We start from the raw sequence: 15,721 nt of genomic DNA, 5'->3' as shown, positions 1-15,721 counted from the left end.
CAGCGCCAGATTCTCGATATGGTTGGCGAGCGTGTGCGAGACCGAGCTCCTCACCGTGTCCACGCCCTGGCCGGACAGCTCGGTCACCCGATCGCCGGCATGGTCGACGATGTAGGTATCGTTGCCGCCGGCGCCGCGCATGTCGTCGGCGCCGCTGCCACCATCGAGCCGGTCGTTGCCGCCGCGGCCGGCGAGGATGTCGGCACCGCCACCGCCACTCAGCACCCAGTCGTCGTTGCTTAGCGCCGAAAGACCGTCATTGCCTGAGCCTCCCGCCACTTCCTCGTCGATATCAGTTAACGTGATCGTCCGTACCAATGTGGTGACGCCGCCGTCTGGGTCCGAAACCCGGATCGTGATTTCACGCGCCGCGCCGCTTTCGAAATCCAGCCCAGCGCTGTTCGCAACCCTGATCTCACCGGTGGCCGCGCCGATCTCGAATAGCCCGTCGGCATTGTCGAGGCTGAACTCGAACACCGAGGATTCGAGATCGGTGGCGTGGGCGGTGCCGACCAGGGTCCCGATCGAAGCGTGCTCGAGGACGGACGCACCGCTCAACACCAGCGTGGGCCGATCGTTGACAGGCTCGACGGTAATCGTGATCGTGTCGCTATCCGAAAGCGGAACGTCACCGCCATCGGTAGTAGTGACGGATAGAATCACCTCGCCAGCGAAATTCTCGACGGGAGCGAAGCCCAAACCATCGAGAGCCTGATTCACATCGAAGACCGTGCCCGTGAGGGTCAGAGTGGTCGAACCCTCTCCGCTGACATCGACGCCATCACTTCCTGCCAGCGTCAAAGAGCCGTCCCCGACCGAGACGGTGACGGTGACGTCGGATTGAAGCCCATCCGGATCCGTGACGAAAATGGCATTGCCACGTTCCGCCGAAAAGATGAGCGTTTCGTCTTCCGGCATAAGCTGGATGGCGGGAATTCCATGAACCGGCGCATCGTTCACGCCCAGGACCGAGACTGTCATGACCGAGGAGACGGTCTTCGCAGGGTTCAAGCCCCCATCTCCGCCGTCCCTCAGACTGAAGGTGATTTCTCGATCATCCGTCGAGGGGGCCGAATCGCTCGAATTTCTGTAGGCGACGGATCCGATGATCGCGGAAATCGCATCCTGCGTAATAAAGGAGCTTTCGAAACTGATCTGCAGGTCACCTGCGCCCGGTCCGCCGCTCGCCCAGTCGACGATCCATCCAACATAGACCGTATCGACGTAGACGAGATCGTCGACGACTGTCAGTGACTCGGTGTCGATCAAGAGCAACTCGTCCTCACCAGCAACCTTGTTGCCGGTAATGGAAATGTTGATACTGCCGCCTCCGTACCAGCCCGCGCTCTCGCCCTCGGGGTCACTCGCGATCGCGTCACTACCCGCATCGAGTCTGGCCGGCTGTCCTCCTTCCACGAATGTAACATTGTCGCCCTGGATGCCATCAAGAACCGGCGCGTCGTTGTAAGACGCGATCAATATCGTCGAGCTTGCGGAATCCGACAGCGGCCCGCCCGAACCCGTATTCCCATTATCGTTCACGGTGACAGTCAGGGTCGATTCCGGCGGCGGGAAGTCGGAATCCGGAATGACGAGCACCAGGCTGTCGAGCGCGGTGTTCAGCAGGTCGTTCAACTGCGCCAGGGTGCCCGAGACGGTGACGTCAGAAGTGTCGCTATCCGTAACGATTGCGCCGCTGCTGCCTGGATCAATATGAACTCTTCCGTAGTCCACCGAGAATGTCATCGTCAGAGAGGAGCTTCCGGAGTCCGAGTCGGCCACCGACACAAGGCCCTTCAGACTGAGACTATTTTCCTCGTTGACCATAAGTCCCGGGGGGAAGTCGACCGTCAGAATGGGCGCCTCGTTGACGGCCGGGCCGACATGCACGACGACATGGGCAGTATCGCTCGAGGTCCCGTCGCTGACGACATAGTCGAACGCCGCTTCGCCGGTGAAACCCGGAGCCGGCTGAAACACTATGTTGCCCTCGGAGTCGAGTTCGGCCGTTCCGTTCACTATTGCGCCGACGGACGTGATGAACAGGCTTGAGCTGTCCGGATCAGTATCGTTGGCCAGCAGATCCGCGGCCGAAATTCTGATCTCGGTATCCTGCTCGGCCGTCACTTCGTCATCGACAGCCGTTGGCGCTTCGCCCGGATAATATTCGAATGTCTGACAATCGTTCGGCCGGCCGAGAGACGAATTGACGCGCGCCCATCCGAAGTCCGACACCTCGTCGCCCGAACCGACGCGCCCGATCGCGAAGGACTGAGGATAAGGCATCACGCCGACATCGGTACTGGTCAGCCCCACCGCCGGTCCGGCCAAGGCGGCAACCGTTCCCCCGTAGCTGATGAACTCCGCAACGCTCCCATCGGGCCTCACGAGGGCGAAGGCTCTCGGCACGGTGTCCGAAAAGAAGTTGGATAGGCTCAACGTCAGCGTGCCGAATCCATTCATCTGGTCAGGAAAGAATTCGCCAGCCCACCCAGCCGGCGAAGACGAGTATCCGCCGGCTCCATAAATCGAGATCGTCCAGCCCGACGGATCGATAGCCGCCAGTCCGGCGATCTCGACATATTGCACCTGACCTATCTGGAATATTTCGTTGATCCAAAGATCGCGGCTAGGAGCGCGCGGAGGCTCCGGATCAACGTTGTTGACGGTAATCGTCTGGATCGATGTTGCAAAGGCGCCGCCGGGGTCGGTTACCCGGATAGTGATCTCACGCGTAACACCGCGCTCGAAATCGAGGCCAGCGCTGTCGACGACGGTAATCACTCCGCTGGCGGCATCTATGGCGAACATTCCGCCCCAGCTGGTGTCGAGGCTGAAAACCAGATCGGAGACCGGCGCATCGCTATCGCTCGCAGAAGCGACACCGACGATCGTTCCAACTTCGCTATGCTCGTCGACGGTCCCGCCCGTGAAGGCGAGCGACGGAGCGTCGTTCACCGCCACGATGTGAATGCCCACCGATGCCGTCGCTCCCGACGAAGGATCTTCGCCCGCCGGATAGACAAGGCCGGTGAGATCGACGGAGGACGGCGGATCGTCGCCGTCGGCCATGTATTCTACCGTGGCCCCGTCCCGGCCCTCCAGCAGCGCCTGGAGCTGCGATAGCGAACCCGTCGCGGCTACTGTCCCGGTCCCGCTACCCGCGACTTCCGCACCACTGCTGCCGGGCGCAACGAAGAGCCGTCCGTAGCCGACATCCAGGACGAGCGTCAGCACCCCTCCCGAATCGCCCTGCCCCTGGATCGTGATTGCCTGCGCCAGATCATAGGTGACCTGCTCGACGGCCGACGCGCCCGGCCCGAAACGCTGCCCCCAAACGGACTCGGTGCTTCCGTGGTCGACACTCCAGATGACAACGAATCCGCCATCGTCGAGCGCCGCGGTCGAATTGCCTCCGCCCGCTTCGGGCCCGTTCATCTCGAAAATCGGACCTACGACATTTCCCTGGGCGTCGAACGTGCGTGCAAAGATATTGTCCGTCGCGGGTTGGCCTTGCGTGTCCCAACAAACGACAAATCCTCCGTTTGCCAGAGCCTCCACGTCGGGATTCTGGGAATATGCACCGTCCACGGGGTCAATTCGGAACTCGCCACCTATGCGGGCACCGTCGTCATCGAACATCTGGCCGTATATTCCTCTGCCGCTCGTCCCTTCCCCCTCCCAGACCACAACGAAGCCCCCGCCGCTGAGCGCGGTTATCGTCTGTTGCCACTGAGTTCCGGGAGAATAGGAGTTCACGGCCAGTTCGCCCGTGACCGGGACGCCATTGGAATCATATATGCGAGCGACCAGCTCACCGCCGCCGCTTGAAGAGGGAAGAATGTTGACCCAGACTGCGACGAAACCTCCGCCGGAGAGCGCCTCGATCGTCGGGAAGTTCTGACTGTAGGTCGTCCCGACATTGAGTCGAAACTGATCTCCGATAGCTTCATCTTCCTGATTGTAGACTCTGGCAAAGATCCCGCTGCGATCACCATCCGGCGAGGCCCAGGTGACAACGAACCCTCCACCAGAAAGGCCGGTCGCCATATAAGCGGTCTGATCGCCCCCCGTGACGGTATTGACCTGGAATTCGGCAACCACCTCAGCCAAGTTCTCGTCATAGATTTGTGCAAACACCCCAAGATCGTCGGCGTCGTCCGCTCCAAACACGCGCAAGAAGCGCCCATCCGCCAAAGATGTGATGATCCCCGGAGGAATGGAGATGCTGGCACCCAAGGGCGCACCGCTTGCGTCGTAGCGGCGTGCAAAGGCCTGGAGCTGGACTCCGTCATGATATTGCCAAGTCGACAGGAAGCCACCGCCGGGCAATTGAATCACGTCCGTTGCAGCCCCTTCGGCATTCACATCGCCAATTTGAAACTCGCTTCCGACCAGTCGCCACTGTCCAAGCGGGGCGATAGAAATGCCCAATCCCGATTCGACGGCTGAAGAGGACCATTCCGGCGACCGGCCGGAGGAAATTCGCTGGTCGAGAAGACGAGAATAGTCGTGACGATCCGACATCGAAGAAACCCTCAGCGGCAAGTCGCACGGGACATTGCCTGATCCAAAAACAGGACACTGGTGGAGGGCACCGCACGGGCCAGCGCAACAATGGCTTTGTGATTCCCCCTGAACGGCCACCAAGCTGGCGAACGCTCACGGGAATTGCAAGTTTTTCTGCTGTAAAGTCAGGGCAGTGACAACTTGTCGTGTCACAAGCTGACACATTAAGACGGAAATGATCGAGACTGACTCGTTCGGCCCCGATGCCCCCGTTTCCCTGATCAACGACGCCGCGCCACCAACACCGCGGGTCGGTAGCCTAGATGTCAGATGACGCCCTGCGCCTCCGTTCCATCTGCAAATCGACGAGATCGCCTGCTCGCTGGCCAGGACTGAAGCGGCAGCGCCGACCCGGAATGCTCCTTTGCCGGGTCCCGATACCGATCGTCGCCTACCCGTGCGGCACGAACAGCCGCTCCAGCCTCTGTCCCGCCGAACCGGGCCTCCAATTTCCGATCTAATTTCCAGATGCACTTGGTCCGGCCCCTCGTCCGCACCCAACATGATCTCGAATTCAAAAAGGCTTCTGAGCCCGGCGGCGGCAAAATCCCGCTCGGAACTATTGTTCATTCGACCCTGTCGCGATTGCCGGGGAGGAGCAAGTTGTCGACAGCGATGCAGCTCGACCGCCACCCACTGTCGGACTGACATGATCCGCCTCCTCTTCAGCAAAAGCGGCTTTCGCCGTCAGGAGATTATGAAGTCCGGGGCGCTCAATGTCGGTTCCTCGTCGAACGACGTGAAGTGCGTTGCGGCCCCTCCGCCCACGCCGTCTACATCGAAGAGCAGGACACCGGTCGTCTGATTGTAGATGATCCGATGCACGGCGCTCGTGGCAGCATTCCCCAGAGCAAAGGCATCGGAGGGCAACTCGGCAATGGTCAGTCCGAGGAAGATCGCATCGTCGAGAAGGATCTTGTCCTCACCAGGTGTGAAATCGAGGATCGTGTCGACATTGGCCGCTCCGAGCTCAGGAGGGGGAGCCCCAGCGCTCATAGGCGTCGGACGTGCTCATGCCCGGATCGACGGGCGGCAGCCGGGTCCAGACGAAGCGGCTGCGGGCGGTGGCGGACAGATCGGCGCGTTCGCCCTCCTGGGCCCAGGCGATGCGGACGCCGCGGTCGCATTCGGCGGCGCCGCTCGACAGCGCGATGCGCGTGGTGACGACGCGGCCATCGGGGCCGATCAGCGCGTCGAGCGTGACCGGTCCAAGGCCCCGCGCCTCGTCGTCGCAGCCATAAGGCGTCGCCCAGGCGATCTTCCAGTCCAGCGCGCGGCCGACGCGCTCGGCGTCGCCCGCCGCCAGCGGCACCGACCGCAGCCGCCCGAGGCGTCGAAGCCCGGCGTCGAGCTCGCCGCCGCTTTCGTCCAGCGACGTCGCCGCGAGCAGGCGCAGCGCCTGCGCCCGCTCCACCGGCGTGCGCGCCGCGGAAAGGGCGAGGCGGGCGATGCGAAGCAGCTCGGCGAGATAGGGGTCCTCGCGGTCGGGCCAGAGTCCGACCGCGAACAGATAGGGTCGCGCGGCCCGGACATGATCGGGCGGGAGATGCTCGCCGGCGGTGAGAAGCCGGCTGAAGCGCATGCGGTTCTCGAGGTTGAACATCAGCCGCCCGTCCTCCAGCAGGTTCGCGGCCTCGGCCGGATCGTAGCCGGCGAGGTCGCGGCGCAGCCGGAGGCCGGCGAGGAGCTGCAGCGATCGCCGCGTCCGCAGCGCAGGCACGGCGTTGCGCCCTTCGAGCAGGGCGATCGTCGCGGGACGGACCAGCCACGCCTCGCGCGCGCCGTCAGCCCAGCGCGGCAGCGCCGGCGGCTCGTCGGCGAACAGCCACAGCATCCGCCCGTAGCGGTCGGCCATGTCGGTATCGCGCGGCAAGCCGCGACCGGTCTCCGCGACCTGCCAGGCGAGCTCGAGGAGCTCGAGATAGACGTCGCTGCGTTCCGGATCGCCCACGTCCCGCGTGATCCGCGCCGCCGCCGCCTCGGCGACGCCGGGGCAGCGGCCCGGATCCGTGCGCAGCATCGCCGAGAGCAAGCGGCGCGTGTCCCGATTCCAGTCGACACCGCGATAGGCGGGAAGATCGAGAACCGGATCGTCGCAGCCGGCGGCGAGCGCCTGTACCGCGTCAAGATCGGCGAGCCCGTATTCGCGGGAGTCGGCGGGCGCAGCCCCGGCCAAGCCCAGTATCGCGACGATGGCAACGATCATGCTTCCCCTCCCCACGCCTCCGCGTGCCGCACCCTTACGGAGTCGCCGATGAACCGTTCCGACAAATCGCTACGGGTTCAGCCACCATCGCAGCAGCCACGCGACCGTCCCGACCGCGGCGACGCCCGCCGCCCACAGGCCGGCGAACCAGGCGAGCCGCTGCCAGAGCGGCCGCGGCGGACGAGGATCAGTGATAGCCTTCCTCGCCGACCTTGCCGCGGAAGACCCAATAGGCCCAGCCGGTGTAAGCGACGATGATCGGGACGAGCACGAGGGCGCCGACCAGCATGAAGATCTGGCTCTCATAGGGCGCGGCCGCCTCCCAGATGGTGACGCGGCCGGGGATGACGTCCGGCCAGATCGAGATGGCGAGGCCGATCATCGACAGGAGGAACAGGGACAGCGCCCACAGGAAGGGTGCCCCGTCGCGCCGACCCGACAGGCTCCTCCAGCCGAGCGCCGCGGCGAGAACGACGAGCAGCGGCATCGGGATGGCGACGAGCATTCCCGGCCATTCGAACCAGCGAGAGAAATACTGGCTCTCGACGAACGGCGTCGCCAGGCTGACCGCGGCGAGCGCCAGGAGCAGCCCCGGCAGCAACCGCCTCGCCCAGCGCCGCGCCTGGTCCTGGAGTGGCCCGTGCGTCTTCCAGATCAGCCAGCAGGCGCCGAGCAAGGCATAGCCGACGACGAGACTGAGGCCGGTCAGCAGGCTGAACGGCGACAGCCATTCCCACCAGCCGCCGGCATAGGCGCGGCCTTCGACGGTGATGCCCTGGAGAAGCGCGCCGAGCGTGACCCCCTGAGCGAAGGTGGCGACCAGCGAGCCGGCGAAGAAGCCGAGATCCCACCAGCGGCGGTGGCCGGAATCGCGCCAGCGCGCCTCGAAGGCGACGCCGCGGAAGACGAGGCCGAGCAGCATCGCGATCAGCGGCGCGTAGAGCGCGGGAAGAACGATCGCGTAGGCGAGCGGGAAGGCGGCGAGCAGGCCGCCGCCGCCAAGTACCAGCCAGGTCTCGTTGCCGTCCCAGACGGGCGCGATCGCGTTCATCGCCTGGTCCCGTTCCCGGCCGACCGGGAAGCGCGGGAACAGGATGCCGATGCCGAGGTCGAAGCCGTCCATGACGACATAGGCGGCGACCGCGAAGGCGATGATGAAGGCCCAGACGACGGTGAGGTCCATCACGGCGTCTCCTCTTCGCCGCGGCGGCGGTCGCCGGCTTCCACCGCGGGCGCGGGGGTGATGCCGGCGGTGCGGATCGGCGCGTCGGACGGCTGCGGCTCGGCGGCGGCCGGCGCCTTCGACATCAGCCGAAGGATGTAGAGGGTGCCGAAGCTGAAGACGCCGAAATAGACGATGACGAAGGCGGTGAGCGAGGCGCTGACGGCAGGCGCGCCGATCGGCGAGACCGCGTCGGCGGTGCGCAGCAGGCCGTATATCACCCAGGGCTGGCGGCCGACCTCGGTCGTCACCCAGCCGGCGATCACCGCAACGAAGCCGGCCGGCCCCATGACCAAGGCGAAACGGTGGAGCAACGGCCAGTCGTAGAGTCGCCGGCGCAGGCGCGCCCACAGGCTGAACAGGCCGAGCGTGAACATCAGCAGGCCGAGTCCGACCATGATCCGGAACGACCAGAAGACGATCCCGACCGGCGGGCGCTGGTCGGGCGGGTAGGCCGAAAGGCCGGCGACCGGCGCGTTCCAGTCGTGATGAAGGATCAGCGAGGACAGATTCGGGATTTCGAGGCTGGCATGGACGGTCTCGCGTTCCGAATCGGGTATGCCGAACAGGATCAGCGGCGCGCCGTCCGGATAGTCGCGGAAATGCCCCTCCATCGCAGCGATCTTGGCGGGCTGGTGCTCCAGCGTGTTGAGGCCGTGAAAATCGCCGACGACGATCTGGACCGGCGCGACCAGCGCCAGCATCCACATCGCCATCGAGAACATCTTGCGCACCTCGGGCGTATCCCGCCGCCCGAGCAGATGCCAGGCGCCGACGCCGCCGACGACGAGCGCGGTGGTGAGGTAGGCGGCGATGACGGTGTGGACGAGGCGGTAGGGGAAACTCGGGTTGAAGACGATCTCGAGCCAGCCCGCCGCCGGAACGAACTGTCCGGCCCCGTTCAGCGCCCAGCCGACGGGCGTGTGCATCCAGCTGTTGACGCTGAGGATCCAGAAAGCGGAGATAGCGGTGCCGACCGCGACCATCAGCGTCGCGGTGAAATGCAGGCCCTTGCCGACCTTGTTCATGCCGAACAGCATGACGCCGAGGAAGCCCGCCTCGAGGAAGAAGGCGGTCAGCACCTCATAGGCCATGAGCGGTCCGATGATCGGGCCGGCCCGATCGGAGAAGACCGACCAGTTGGTGCCGAACTGATAGGACATGACGATGCCGGAGACGACGCCCATCGCGAAGGTGATCGCGAAGATCTTCACCCAGTATCGGAAGAGGTTCAGATAGGTGTCGCGGCCGGTCTTCAGCCACAGGCCCTCGAGGACGGCGAGGTAGGAAGCCAGCCCGATCGAGAAGGCTGGAAAAATGAAGTGGAAGCTGACGGTGAAGGCAAACTGGATCCGGGCAAGAAACAATGCGGTTTCGGCGTCGGTCACGACCAGAACTCCCTGGCCGCCGCCTATAGCCCGGCCATCCGTGACTGTCGAACCGCGTGGAATGCGGATCGCGCCCGCCTGATTGCATCGGCTGCATCCTGCCCGATCGCGCAGAACCTGCGGGAAACCGCAGGTTTCGGCCGCTGAGCGGCGCAGTTCGTCGCCGGATAGGTCGAATTCGTCACGACGAGGTTGGAGGATCGCGGATCGGCGGGCACGCCTCCAGCATGCACTGGAGCCAGCCTTGACGATTGCCGCCGAAGATTTCCTCCCGCAGCTGAAGTCGCCGGAGACGAAACGCAAGAGAACCCCGCGATGGCGCCTCTCCTTCACGATCGGCCGTGACACCCTGCGGCGGTTGCGGCAGGATCGCCGAACCTATGTGGGTAAGGCCGCCTGCTTCATGCCTTCACTGAAAAGCCATGCCCGTTGGTCGGAAGCGATTCGCTCCACGATCGCCCTTTGGCTGTTCGTGCTGCTGGTCTTCCTGCCGCTGATCATCCAGCGCCACAGCGGCGAACCCTGGACGGGCGTGATGCTCGACAGCTCGACGATCATCGTCTCGATGGGCCTGGCGATGCTGATGTTCCTGGTGTCGCGCGCCACCATCCCGCTCGGGCCGGTGGTGAGGCTGCCGATCCGGGCGACCGCGGTGATCGCGATCGCCGGGCTCAACACCGTCTTCGACCTGATCTTCCAGGGCTGGGTCGCCAACAATGTCGTCGCCGCCTGGGAGACCCTGCCCGCCGATTTCCCCCGCGCCTATCGATCGATGGTCAATTACATCCTGGTCTTCGGCGCGAACATGATCCTGTTCCACGTCAATTATACGCGCCACGCCACCATCGCCCAGGAAAGGCAGCTGGCCCAGGCCAACAGTGCCGCGCAGGCGGCGCAGCTGGCGGCCTTGCGCTATCAGCTCAACCCGCATTTCCTGTTCAATGCCTTGAACTCGATCTCGGCGCTGATCGTCACCCGCCGCAACCAGGATGCGGAAGCGATGACCGACAAATTGTCGCGCTTCCTGCGCAGCTCGCTGAACGCCGACCCGACGTCGCTCATCCCGCTCGAGGAGGAACTGGCCCTGACCGAGGAATATCTCGATATCGAAGGCGTCCGCTTCGGCGATCGACTCGACATCGAGATCGACTGCACCCCCGACGCCTGCTCGGCACTGGTGCCGAGCTTCCTCGTCCAGCCGCTGGTCGAGAATGCGGTGAAGCACGGCGTCGCCCGATCACGCGAGCCGGTCGAGATCGAGATCAAGGCCGAAATCGAGCGAGGCTGCCTCAGCATCACCGTCGCCAACGGCCTCGCGCCCGACGCCGAGCGGCACGAGGTGCTGCACGGAACGGGGGGCGCCGGCGTCGGCCTCGCCAACGTCCATCGACGGCTCGAGGCGGTGTTCGGCAACCGCGCGACGCTCGAGGCGGGCCGAGACGGCAACCGGTTCCTCGCCACCATCCGCATCCCCGAGGTCAAGCGCGCGAATTGACTTGCCGCCCGCCGCGTCGGAAAGGGAAAACGTCGCAAGGCTGTTTTCGGGAAGATCGATGCGCGTGTTGCTGGTGGACGACGAGCGCCTGGCGCTCGACCGTCTCAAGACTTTCTTCGACGATATCGAAGGCGTCGAGGTCGTGGGCGAGGCGTCCGACGGCTTCATGGCGGTCGAGGAGATCAAGCGGCTGAAGCCGGACCTGGTCATCCTCGACATCCAGATGCCCGGGCGCAACGGCCTTCGCGCCGCCGCCGAGATCGACATCGAGCCGAGGCCCGAGCTCGTCTTCGTCACCGCGCACGAGCATTATGCCCCTGACGCCTTCGAGGTGGATGCCGCGGACTATCTGCTGAAGCCGGTGCGGTTCGACCGGCTGCGCCAGGCGGTGATGCGGGCGCAGCTGCGGCGCAAGATGCGCGGCTCGATCGAACGCGCGGCGCAGCTCGAGGCCGAGGTGGCGGCGCTGCGCGAATCGCGTCCGGCGCTGGAGGATGACGGCTTCTGGATCCCGGAGCGCAACGGCCAGCGCCGGGTGCCGATCGATTCGATCGACTGGATCGAGGCGGCGCGCGACTATGTGCTGCTTCACACGCCGACCCGCAGCCACCTGCTGAGGATCACGATGGCGGCGCTCGAGGAGCGGCTGGCCGGCTCGGCGCTGCTCCGCGTGCACCGCTCGGCGTTCGTCCGGCCGGACCGGGTGGTCGAGCTCAAGAAGGCGAACCGGTCGATGGCGCTGGTGCTGAGCGACGGCGCCGAGGTCCAGGTCGGCCCGAGCTATGCCGACGCGGTCAAGGCCGCGTTGGGCCTCGATCAGGACTGATCCGGAAGCCGGGCACAAAAAAGACGGCCCGCGGCCGCCTCGAAATCTGGGAAACTGGAAAGACCGGGGCATTCGGCCCGGCCCTCTCACGGGTCCGGCCTTACGCCTCCGGCCAATCCTTTCGGTCGCATCGTGGCAGCGGAAAACCGGAAGCCACTTTTCCGCACGATGCTCCTCTGCCGCGCACCCGGGCTCAGCCGATCATCGGCGAGGTGGCGGCGGCAACCAGCATCGCGCCCACGAACAGGGCGGCGAAGCAGGTGCTGGCAGTCCGAAACAGCTCGGCGGTCATGTGCCTTCTCCTTTTGGGCGACGCCGGGATTGGCGCCGCTGGACGGGCCAATAGGGCCGGCAGGTTCGTCGCGCCGCAGCCTTGCGACGATGGCCGTTGCCGTTCCGACGAGAGCGCATCGGGACGACGAAAGCAGCGGCGCGGGCGACGAAGTTCGATGAAGCGGCCGTCCCGGACGACCTCAACTCCGCCGAACCGCCCCCTCGGCCTTCAGCCGATAGTCTTCCAGGACGCGTGCCAGGTTGCTGCGAATGGCCCAATGCGCGATCGGCTCCCAATAGGGGATGGGGTCGATCCTCAGGACAGTCGACGCGCGCGCCGTCAACCGGGATCTCCCGCCGGGCAAGGCCTCAAGCTCGAAACTGGTTTCGACATTCTCGAAATAGCCTTCGACGTGCGGCGCATGGACACGGCGATAGGGGCTCATCTCCTCCATCGCTGCGGGCTGCTCGACAACGATGAAGGCGAGGCGGTGACCTGGCTCCCACAGCGTGATGCGTTCTCTTGCCGGTCCCGTCGAGAACAGGCCGACCCGCTCCCCGCCTGCCCGCCCCGAGATGATGCGGCCACTGAGCGGATAGGCGAAGCCCGCCTGCGCTGGCAGGCCGGGCGGCGGTCGGACCGGCTCCTCGCTCGTGAGCGCACGCCAAACGGCCGCGGGTGGCGCGTCGATTTCGATGCTCCGGTCGGTCGCGATCGCCGCGGCGGGCGGCACCGCCGCTTCGAGCGCGAAGACCGCGGGAAGGAAGGCAACGGCCAGCAACGGCTTGCGACGCCTCCGGGTCGCTTGCGCCATCGACCAGCCGAGCCCGCCGCCGATGAACGCCATAAGCGACGCGAGCGGCGCGGCGAGGATCAGGCAGGCCAATCCCTCCAAAGCGTGGAGGATGAGCGCGAGGCTGCCCAGCGCCGCCGCGGCCATCACGAGCCCGGTGGTTGTCGGAAAATCAATCGGCTCCGACCTGTTGGCCAGATAGGCGGTGGTCAGCCCGACCGTGAACGGCGCCAGCACGAAGAGGCCCCACCCATAGGCGCCGAACGCCAGCGCAGAAACGAAGACGCCCAGGACAATGATGGCGATGCCGGCGAGCAACCCTTCGAGCCTATGCTTGGCGCGAAGGCGGCGGCTGTCATCTAACACCGACTCTTTTCGTGCCGGCATCAGCGCAAGCGCGGCGACCGCCAGGATCTGAATGCCCGGGATGACTGTCCAGGCAGCAATCCAGAAGCCCATACGTGACCAGGAGGCGCGGCGCAGCGATACATAAGCGAGCGGCCACGCCACAGCCAGCGCGAATGCGAATGCCAAGGCCGCCCCGAGAGGCGAGACGTGATAGACGTCGAGCAGCCGACGGACGGGAAGCAGCCAAAATCCTGCATCGGCATCGATCTGTTCGCCCGCCGCGCGATGGCCGAGGGCGACCGCCGCATGCTGAAGCAGGACCAACCCGGGGGCGACCATACAATAGACCAGGGGACCAATCGGTCTCGCGCTCGCCGATCCGGGCGGTGCCATCGCTTATCCCCTGGCGAAAAGGCGCTGCGCGATACGGCAGCCGACGCCTCGCGCCGCCACTCGTCGCAGCGCGGGCCGCCGGGGGAGGTGCTCAGGAAGAACGATCGCCCAGGCCAACCCGCAGGTCTCGAAGGCTCGGATGAGCAGCCAGCCGAGGTCCGCCTGACCGGGCTCCAGACCGATCCGCGCCGACCCCGGAAAGGCATGATGATTATTGTGCCAGCTCTCGCCCATGCTGATCAGACCGGCGATCCGGACGTCGTGGCCCTGCACGCTCGCACCATCGACCAGCCAAGTCTGGCTCCCCTCGCGATGAGCATAATGGCCCACCAGCCAGTGCCCGGTGACGCAGACGCTGACGCGGACGCAGATGCCCCAGACCACCCATGGCAAGCCGCCAATGGCGAGGAAGAGCAGGGCCCAGGGAAGCTGCTGAACCATCCAGCTTCGCTCGAGGATGTGAAAGAAGCGGTCCTGCGACACTCGCGCTTCGAGCTCGAATCTTGGGGACCGCTCCAGGGCCAGCTCGCAGTGGAGCTGATGCCAGGCGTCTTTCCAGAAGGAAGCCCTGTGGCCGAAATAATCGTGGCAGACCGGCTGCCGCTGGGCCCAATCGCGCAGGTCGTGAATGCGCATCATCCCGATCGGGCCGGCCATACCGACGAGCACGCCGAGATAGACGCAGACATGCTCCAGCCACAGCGGGCATTGGAAGCTGTTGTGGATCAGGCGCCGGTGCATGCCGACCGAGTGACCGGCGCAGAGCGTGACGGCGCTGGTCGCGAGGAAGAGAAGGAAAGCGCTCCAGGTGAAGTAGATCGGGCCGGCAACCAGGGCCGTAGCCGTCATCGACCCGATCCAGATCGATTTGACCGGCGCCCAGCGGACGGCGCCTCGCACCGGGTCCGAAGCTCCGTCGACGACGATCCGCTCTGAGCCCGGTACAAGCTGCATGACCTCTCTCTCCTATTCCTCGGGATCCGATCTGCGGGTTTCCCGCAGCGCCGCGCTCTCGCGCTTGAGCGGTGTCGACACCGGGCAGACCCGCTGAACGAACCCATTAAGGGTGTTCAGAAGATTCTCCCGGACAAGTGAATAGTGAACGAACTGGCCGCGCTTCTCGCTCGCCACCAACCCGGCATTCTCCAGGATCTGGAGATGCTTCGAGATGGCCGGCTTGCTCATGTCGAAGCGCGCGGCGATCTCGCCCGCGGTGAGGTCGACCTCCGCCAGATAAGCGAGGATCTTGCGCCGGGGGGTCGAGGCGAGGGCTTCGAAGACTTTATCCATCGCTGTCCTATTTAACTAATGAGTTAATCGCTTATCGGATGCGCGGAGTCAAGGCCTTTGAAGTTATCCTTCAGCAGCCGGTGGCGCCAATCCGCTCGAGCCAGGCGACGCCGAAGGGCAGGATATCCGCCGCCTCGACCAGCACGGATGGCGCCTCGCCGACCTCGCCCCGCCTCCCGGCGCCGGTGGCGAGATAGGCCTCGACGATCCGCTCGATGAAATTCTCGGGCAGCACATCGACGACCGGATCGCAGGTGTCATATTCCTCGATCACCCGCCATTCGACGCCGCTCGCGGCCGCGAACGGCACCTCGGTACGGCGCACGCGCTTGCCCGGCAGCTGGGCGAGGTGCTCGGCGTGGTGCATCAAAGTCATCGTGTCGAGCGGGGCGCCGAGCATGAGCACCTTGCCGCCGGCTTCCACCAGCCGCGCCAGCGGGGTACCGGGGCCGTAGCCGTAATCGAGCGGATGATCGGCGGTGAGCCATTCGGCCAGCCGCCCGATCGCCGCCATCGAGGCGCCGGGATTTCCGCTTCGAAGCGCACCGGGGGTTGTCCGGATGAATTCTGGCAGCGTCCCGTTCTCCCGCGCGGCGCGGGTCCGCGCCGGATCGAAGGGAAGGACGTGTGGGCGCCATTCGGGACGGACGCGTCCGTCGGCATCGACGAGATCCTCCCACGGCGCGTCCCAGTCGAGATAGGCCATGATCGTGCCGTCGGGGCCGACCGCATCGTACAAGGCATCGACGATGGCGTCAGGGCCGCCGAGCACCGGGCCGACCTGGCGGCAGGCGGCATGGACCATGACGAGGTCCCCGCGGCCGATGCCGAGGCGGACGAGGTCTTCGCAGAGAGCAAAGCGGGTGAAGGGAGGCGCCGGCGTGGACATGGACACGCACACTGGCCGACGCTGTCCG

Annotated in this window: 12 protein-coding genes; 2 read left to right on the top strand and 10 right to left on the bottom strand. The window is 65.4% G+C overall.

What is annotated here, in order from left to right:
- The 6 genes from DDE10_RS21025 to DDE10_RS21000 all read right to left on the bottom strand — a co-directional run.
- On the bottom strand, nucleotides 1–4,527 hold a 4,527-nt coding region (locus DDE10_RS21025), incomplete at its 3' end, for an Ig-like domain-containing protein (RefSeq protein WP_284734804.1).
- Nucleotides 4,528–5,256: 729 nt separating this feature from the next.
- The gene (locus tag DDE10_RS21020) at nucleotides 5,257–5,565 is read right to left on the bottom strand and encodes a hypothetical protein (protein WP_114954764.1); all 309 of its coding nucleotides are present in this window, start codon (nucleotides 5,563–5,565) and stop codon (nucleotides 5,257–5,259) included.
- The gene (locus tag DDE10_RS21015) at nucleotides 5,540–6,775 is read right to left on the bottom strand and encodes a hypothetical protein (protein WP_114954763.1); all 1,236 of its coding nucleotides are present in this window, start codon (nucleotides 6,773–6,775) and stop codon (nucleotides 5,540–5,542) included. Before DDE10_RS21015 ends, DDE10_RS21020 begins: the two co-directional genes overlap by 26 nt.
- Before the next feature lie 69 nt (nucleotides 6,776–6,844).
- Complete coding sequence (locus tag DDE10_RS23955; protein ID WP_114954773.1) at nucleotides 6,845–6,970, bottom strand: DUF2474 domain-containing protein; 126 nt, start codon at nucleotides 6,968–6,970, stop codon at nucleotides 6,845–6,847.
- Nucleotides 6,963–7,958 carry a cytochrome d ubiquinol oxidase subunit II gene (gene cydB, locus DDE10_RS21005; protein WP_114954762.1) on the bottom strand — a complete coding sequence of 332 codons (996 nt, stop codon included), beginning with the start codon at nucleotides 7,956–7,958 and terminating at the stop codon, nucleotides 6,963–6,965. The genes DDE10_RS23955 and cydB overlap by 8 nt, the downstream gene beginning before the upstream one ends.
- Nucleotides 7,958–9,385: a cytochrome ubiquinol oxidase subunit I gene (locus DDE10_RS21000; protein WP_114954761.1), complete on the bottom strand. Its 1,428-nt coding sequence runs from the start codon at nucleotides 9,383–9,385 to the stop codon at nucleotides 7,958–7,960. Before DDE10_RS21000 ends, cydB begins: the two co-directional genes overlap by 1 nt.
- 403 nt (nucleotides 9,386–9,788) lie before the next feature.
- Between DDE10_RS21000 and DDE10_RS20995 the strand changes: the two genes are divergently transcribed.
- Both DDE10_RS20995 and DDE10_RS20990 read left to right on the top strand, forming a co-directional pair.
- A complete protein-coding gene (locus DDE10_RS20995; protein WP_162806772.1) occupies nucleotides 9,789–10,880 on the top strand; it encodes a sensor histidine kinase in 1,092 nt (363 codons plus the stop codon).
- 58 nt (nucleotides 10,881–10,938) lie between these two features.
- On the top strand, nucleotides 10,939–11,706 hold the full coding sequence (locus DDE10_RS20990) for a LytR/AlgR family response regulator transcription factor (protein WP_114954759.1): 768 nt from the start codon (nucleotides 10,939–10,941) through the stop codon (nucleotides 11,704–11,706).
- Between the two features lie 473 nt (nucleotides 11,707–12,179).
- Here the strand turns inward: DDE10_RS20990 and DDE10_RS20985 are convergent, their stop codons facing one another.
- From DDE10_RS20985 to aac(3), 4 genes are all read right to left on the bottom strand, one after another.
- Nucleotides 12,180–13,232 (bottom strand): SRPBCC family protein, encoded by a 1,053-nt coding sequence (locus tag DDE10_RS20985; RefSeq protein WP_162806771.1) that lies wholly within the window; start codon nucleotides 13,230–13,232, stop codon nucleotides 12,180–12,182.
- Between the two features lie 285 nt (nucleotides 13,233–13,517).
- Complete coding sequence (locus DDE10_RS20980) at nucleotides 13,518–14,468, bottom strand: acyl-CoA desaturase (protein ID WP_114954757.1); 951 nt, start codon at nucleotides 14,466–14,468, stop codon at nucleotides 13,518–13,520.
- A gap of 12 nt (nucleotides 14,469–14,480) precedes the next feature.
- Nucleotides 14,481–14,804: a metalloregulator ArsR/SmtB family transcription factor gene (locus DDE10_RS20975; RefSeq protein WP_114954756.1), complete on the bottom strand. Its 324-nt coding sequence runs from the start codon at nucleotides 14,802–14,804 to the stop codon at nucleotides 14,481–14,483.
- Between the two features lie 70 nt (nucleotides 14,805–14,874).
- Nucleotides 14,875–15,693, bottom strand: a complete 819-nt coding sequence (aac(3), locus tag DDE10_RS20970) for an aminoglycoside 3-N-acetyltransferase (protein WP_114954772.1) — start codon at nucleotides 15,691–15,693, stop codon at nucleotides 14,875–14,877.
- Nucleotides 15,694–15,721: the final 28 nt, after the last annotated feature.

The sequence above is a fragment of the Sphingosinicella terrae genome, assembly GCF_003347635.1.
In the GTDB taxonomy this organism is placed as follows: domain Bacteria; phylum Pseudomonadota; class Alphaproteobacteria; order Sphingomonadales; family Sphingomonadaceae; genus Allosphingosinicella; species Allosphingosinicella terrae.
Note: the sequence above shows the minus strand (reverse complement) of the source record. Positions and strands in the feature narration are given on the sequence as shown.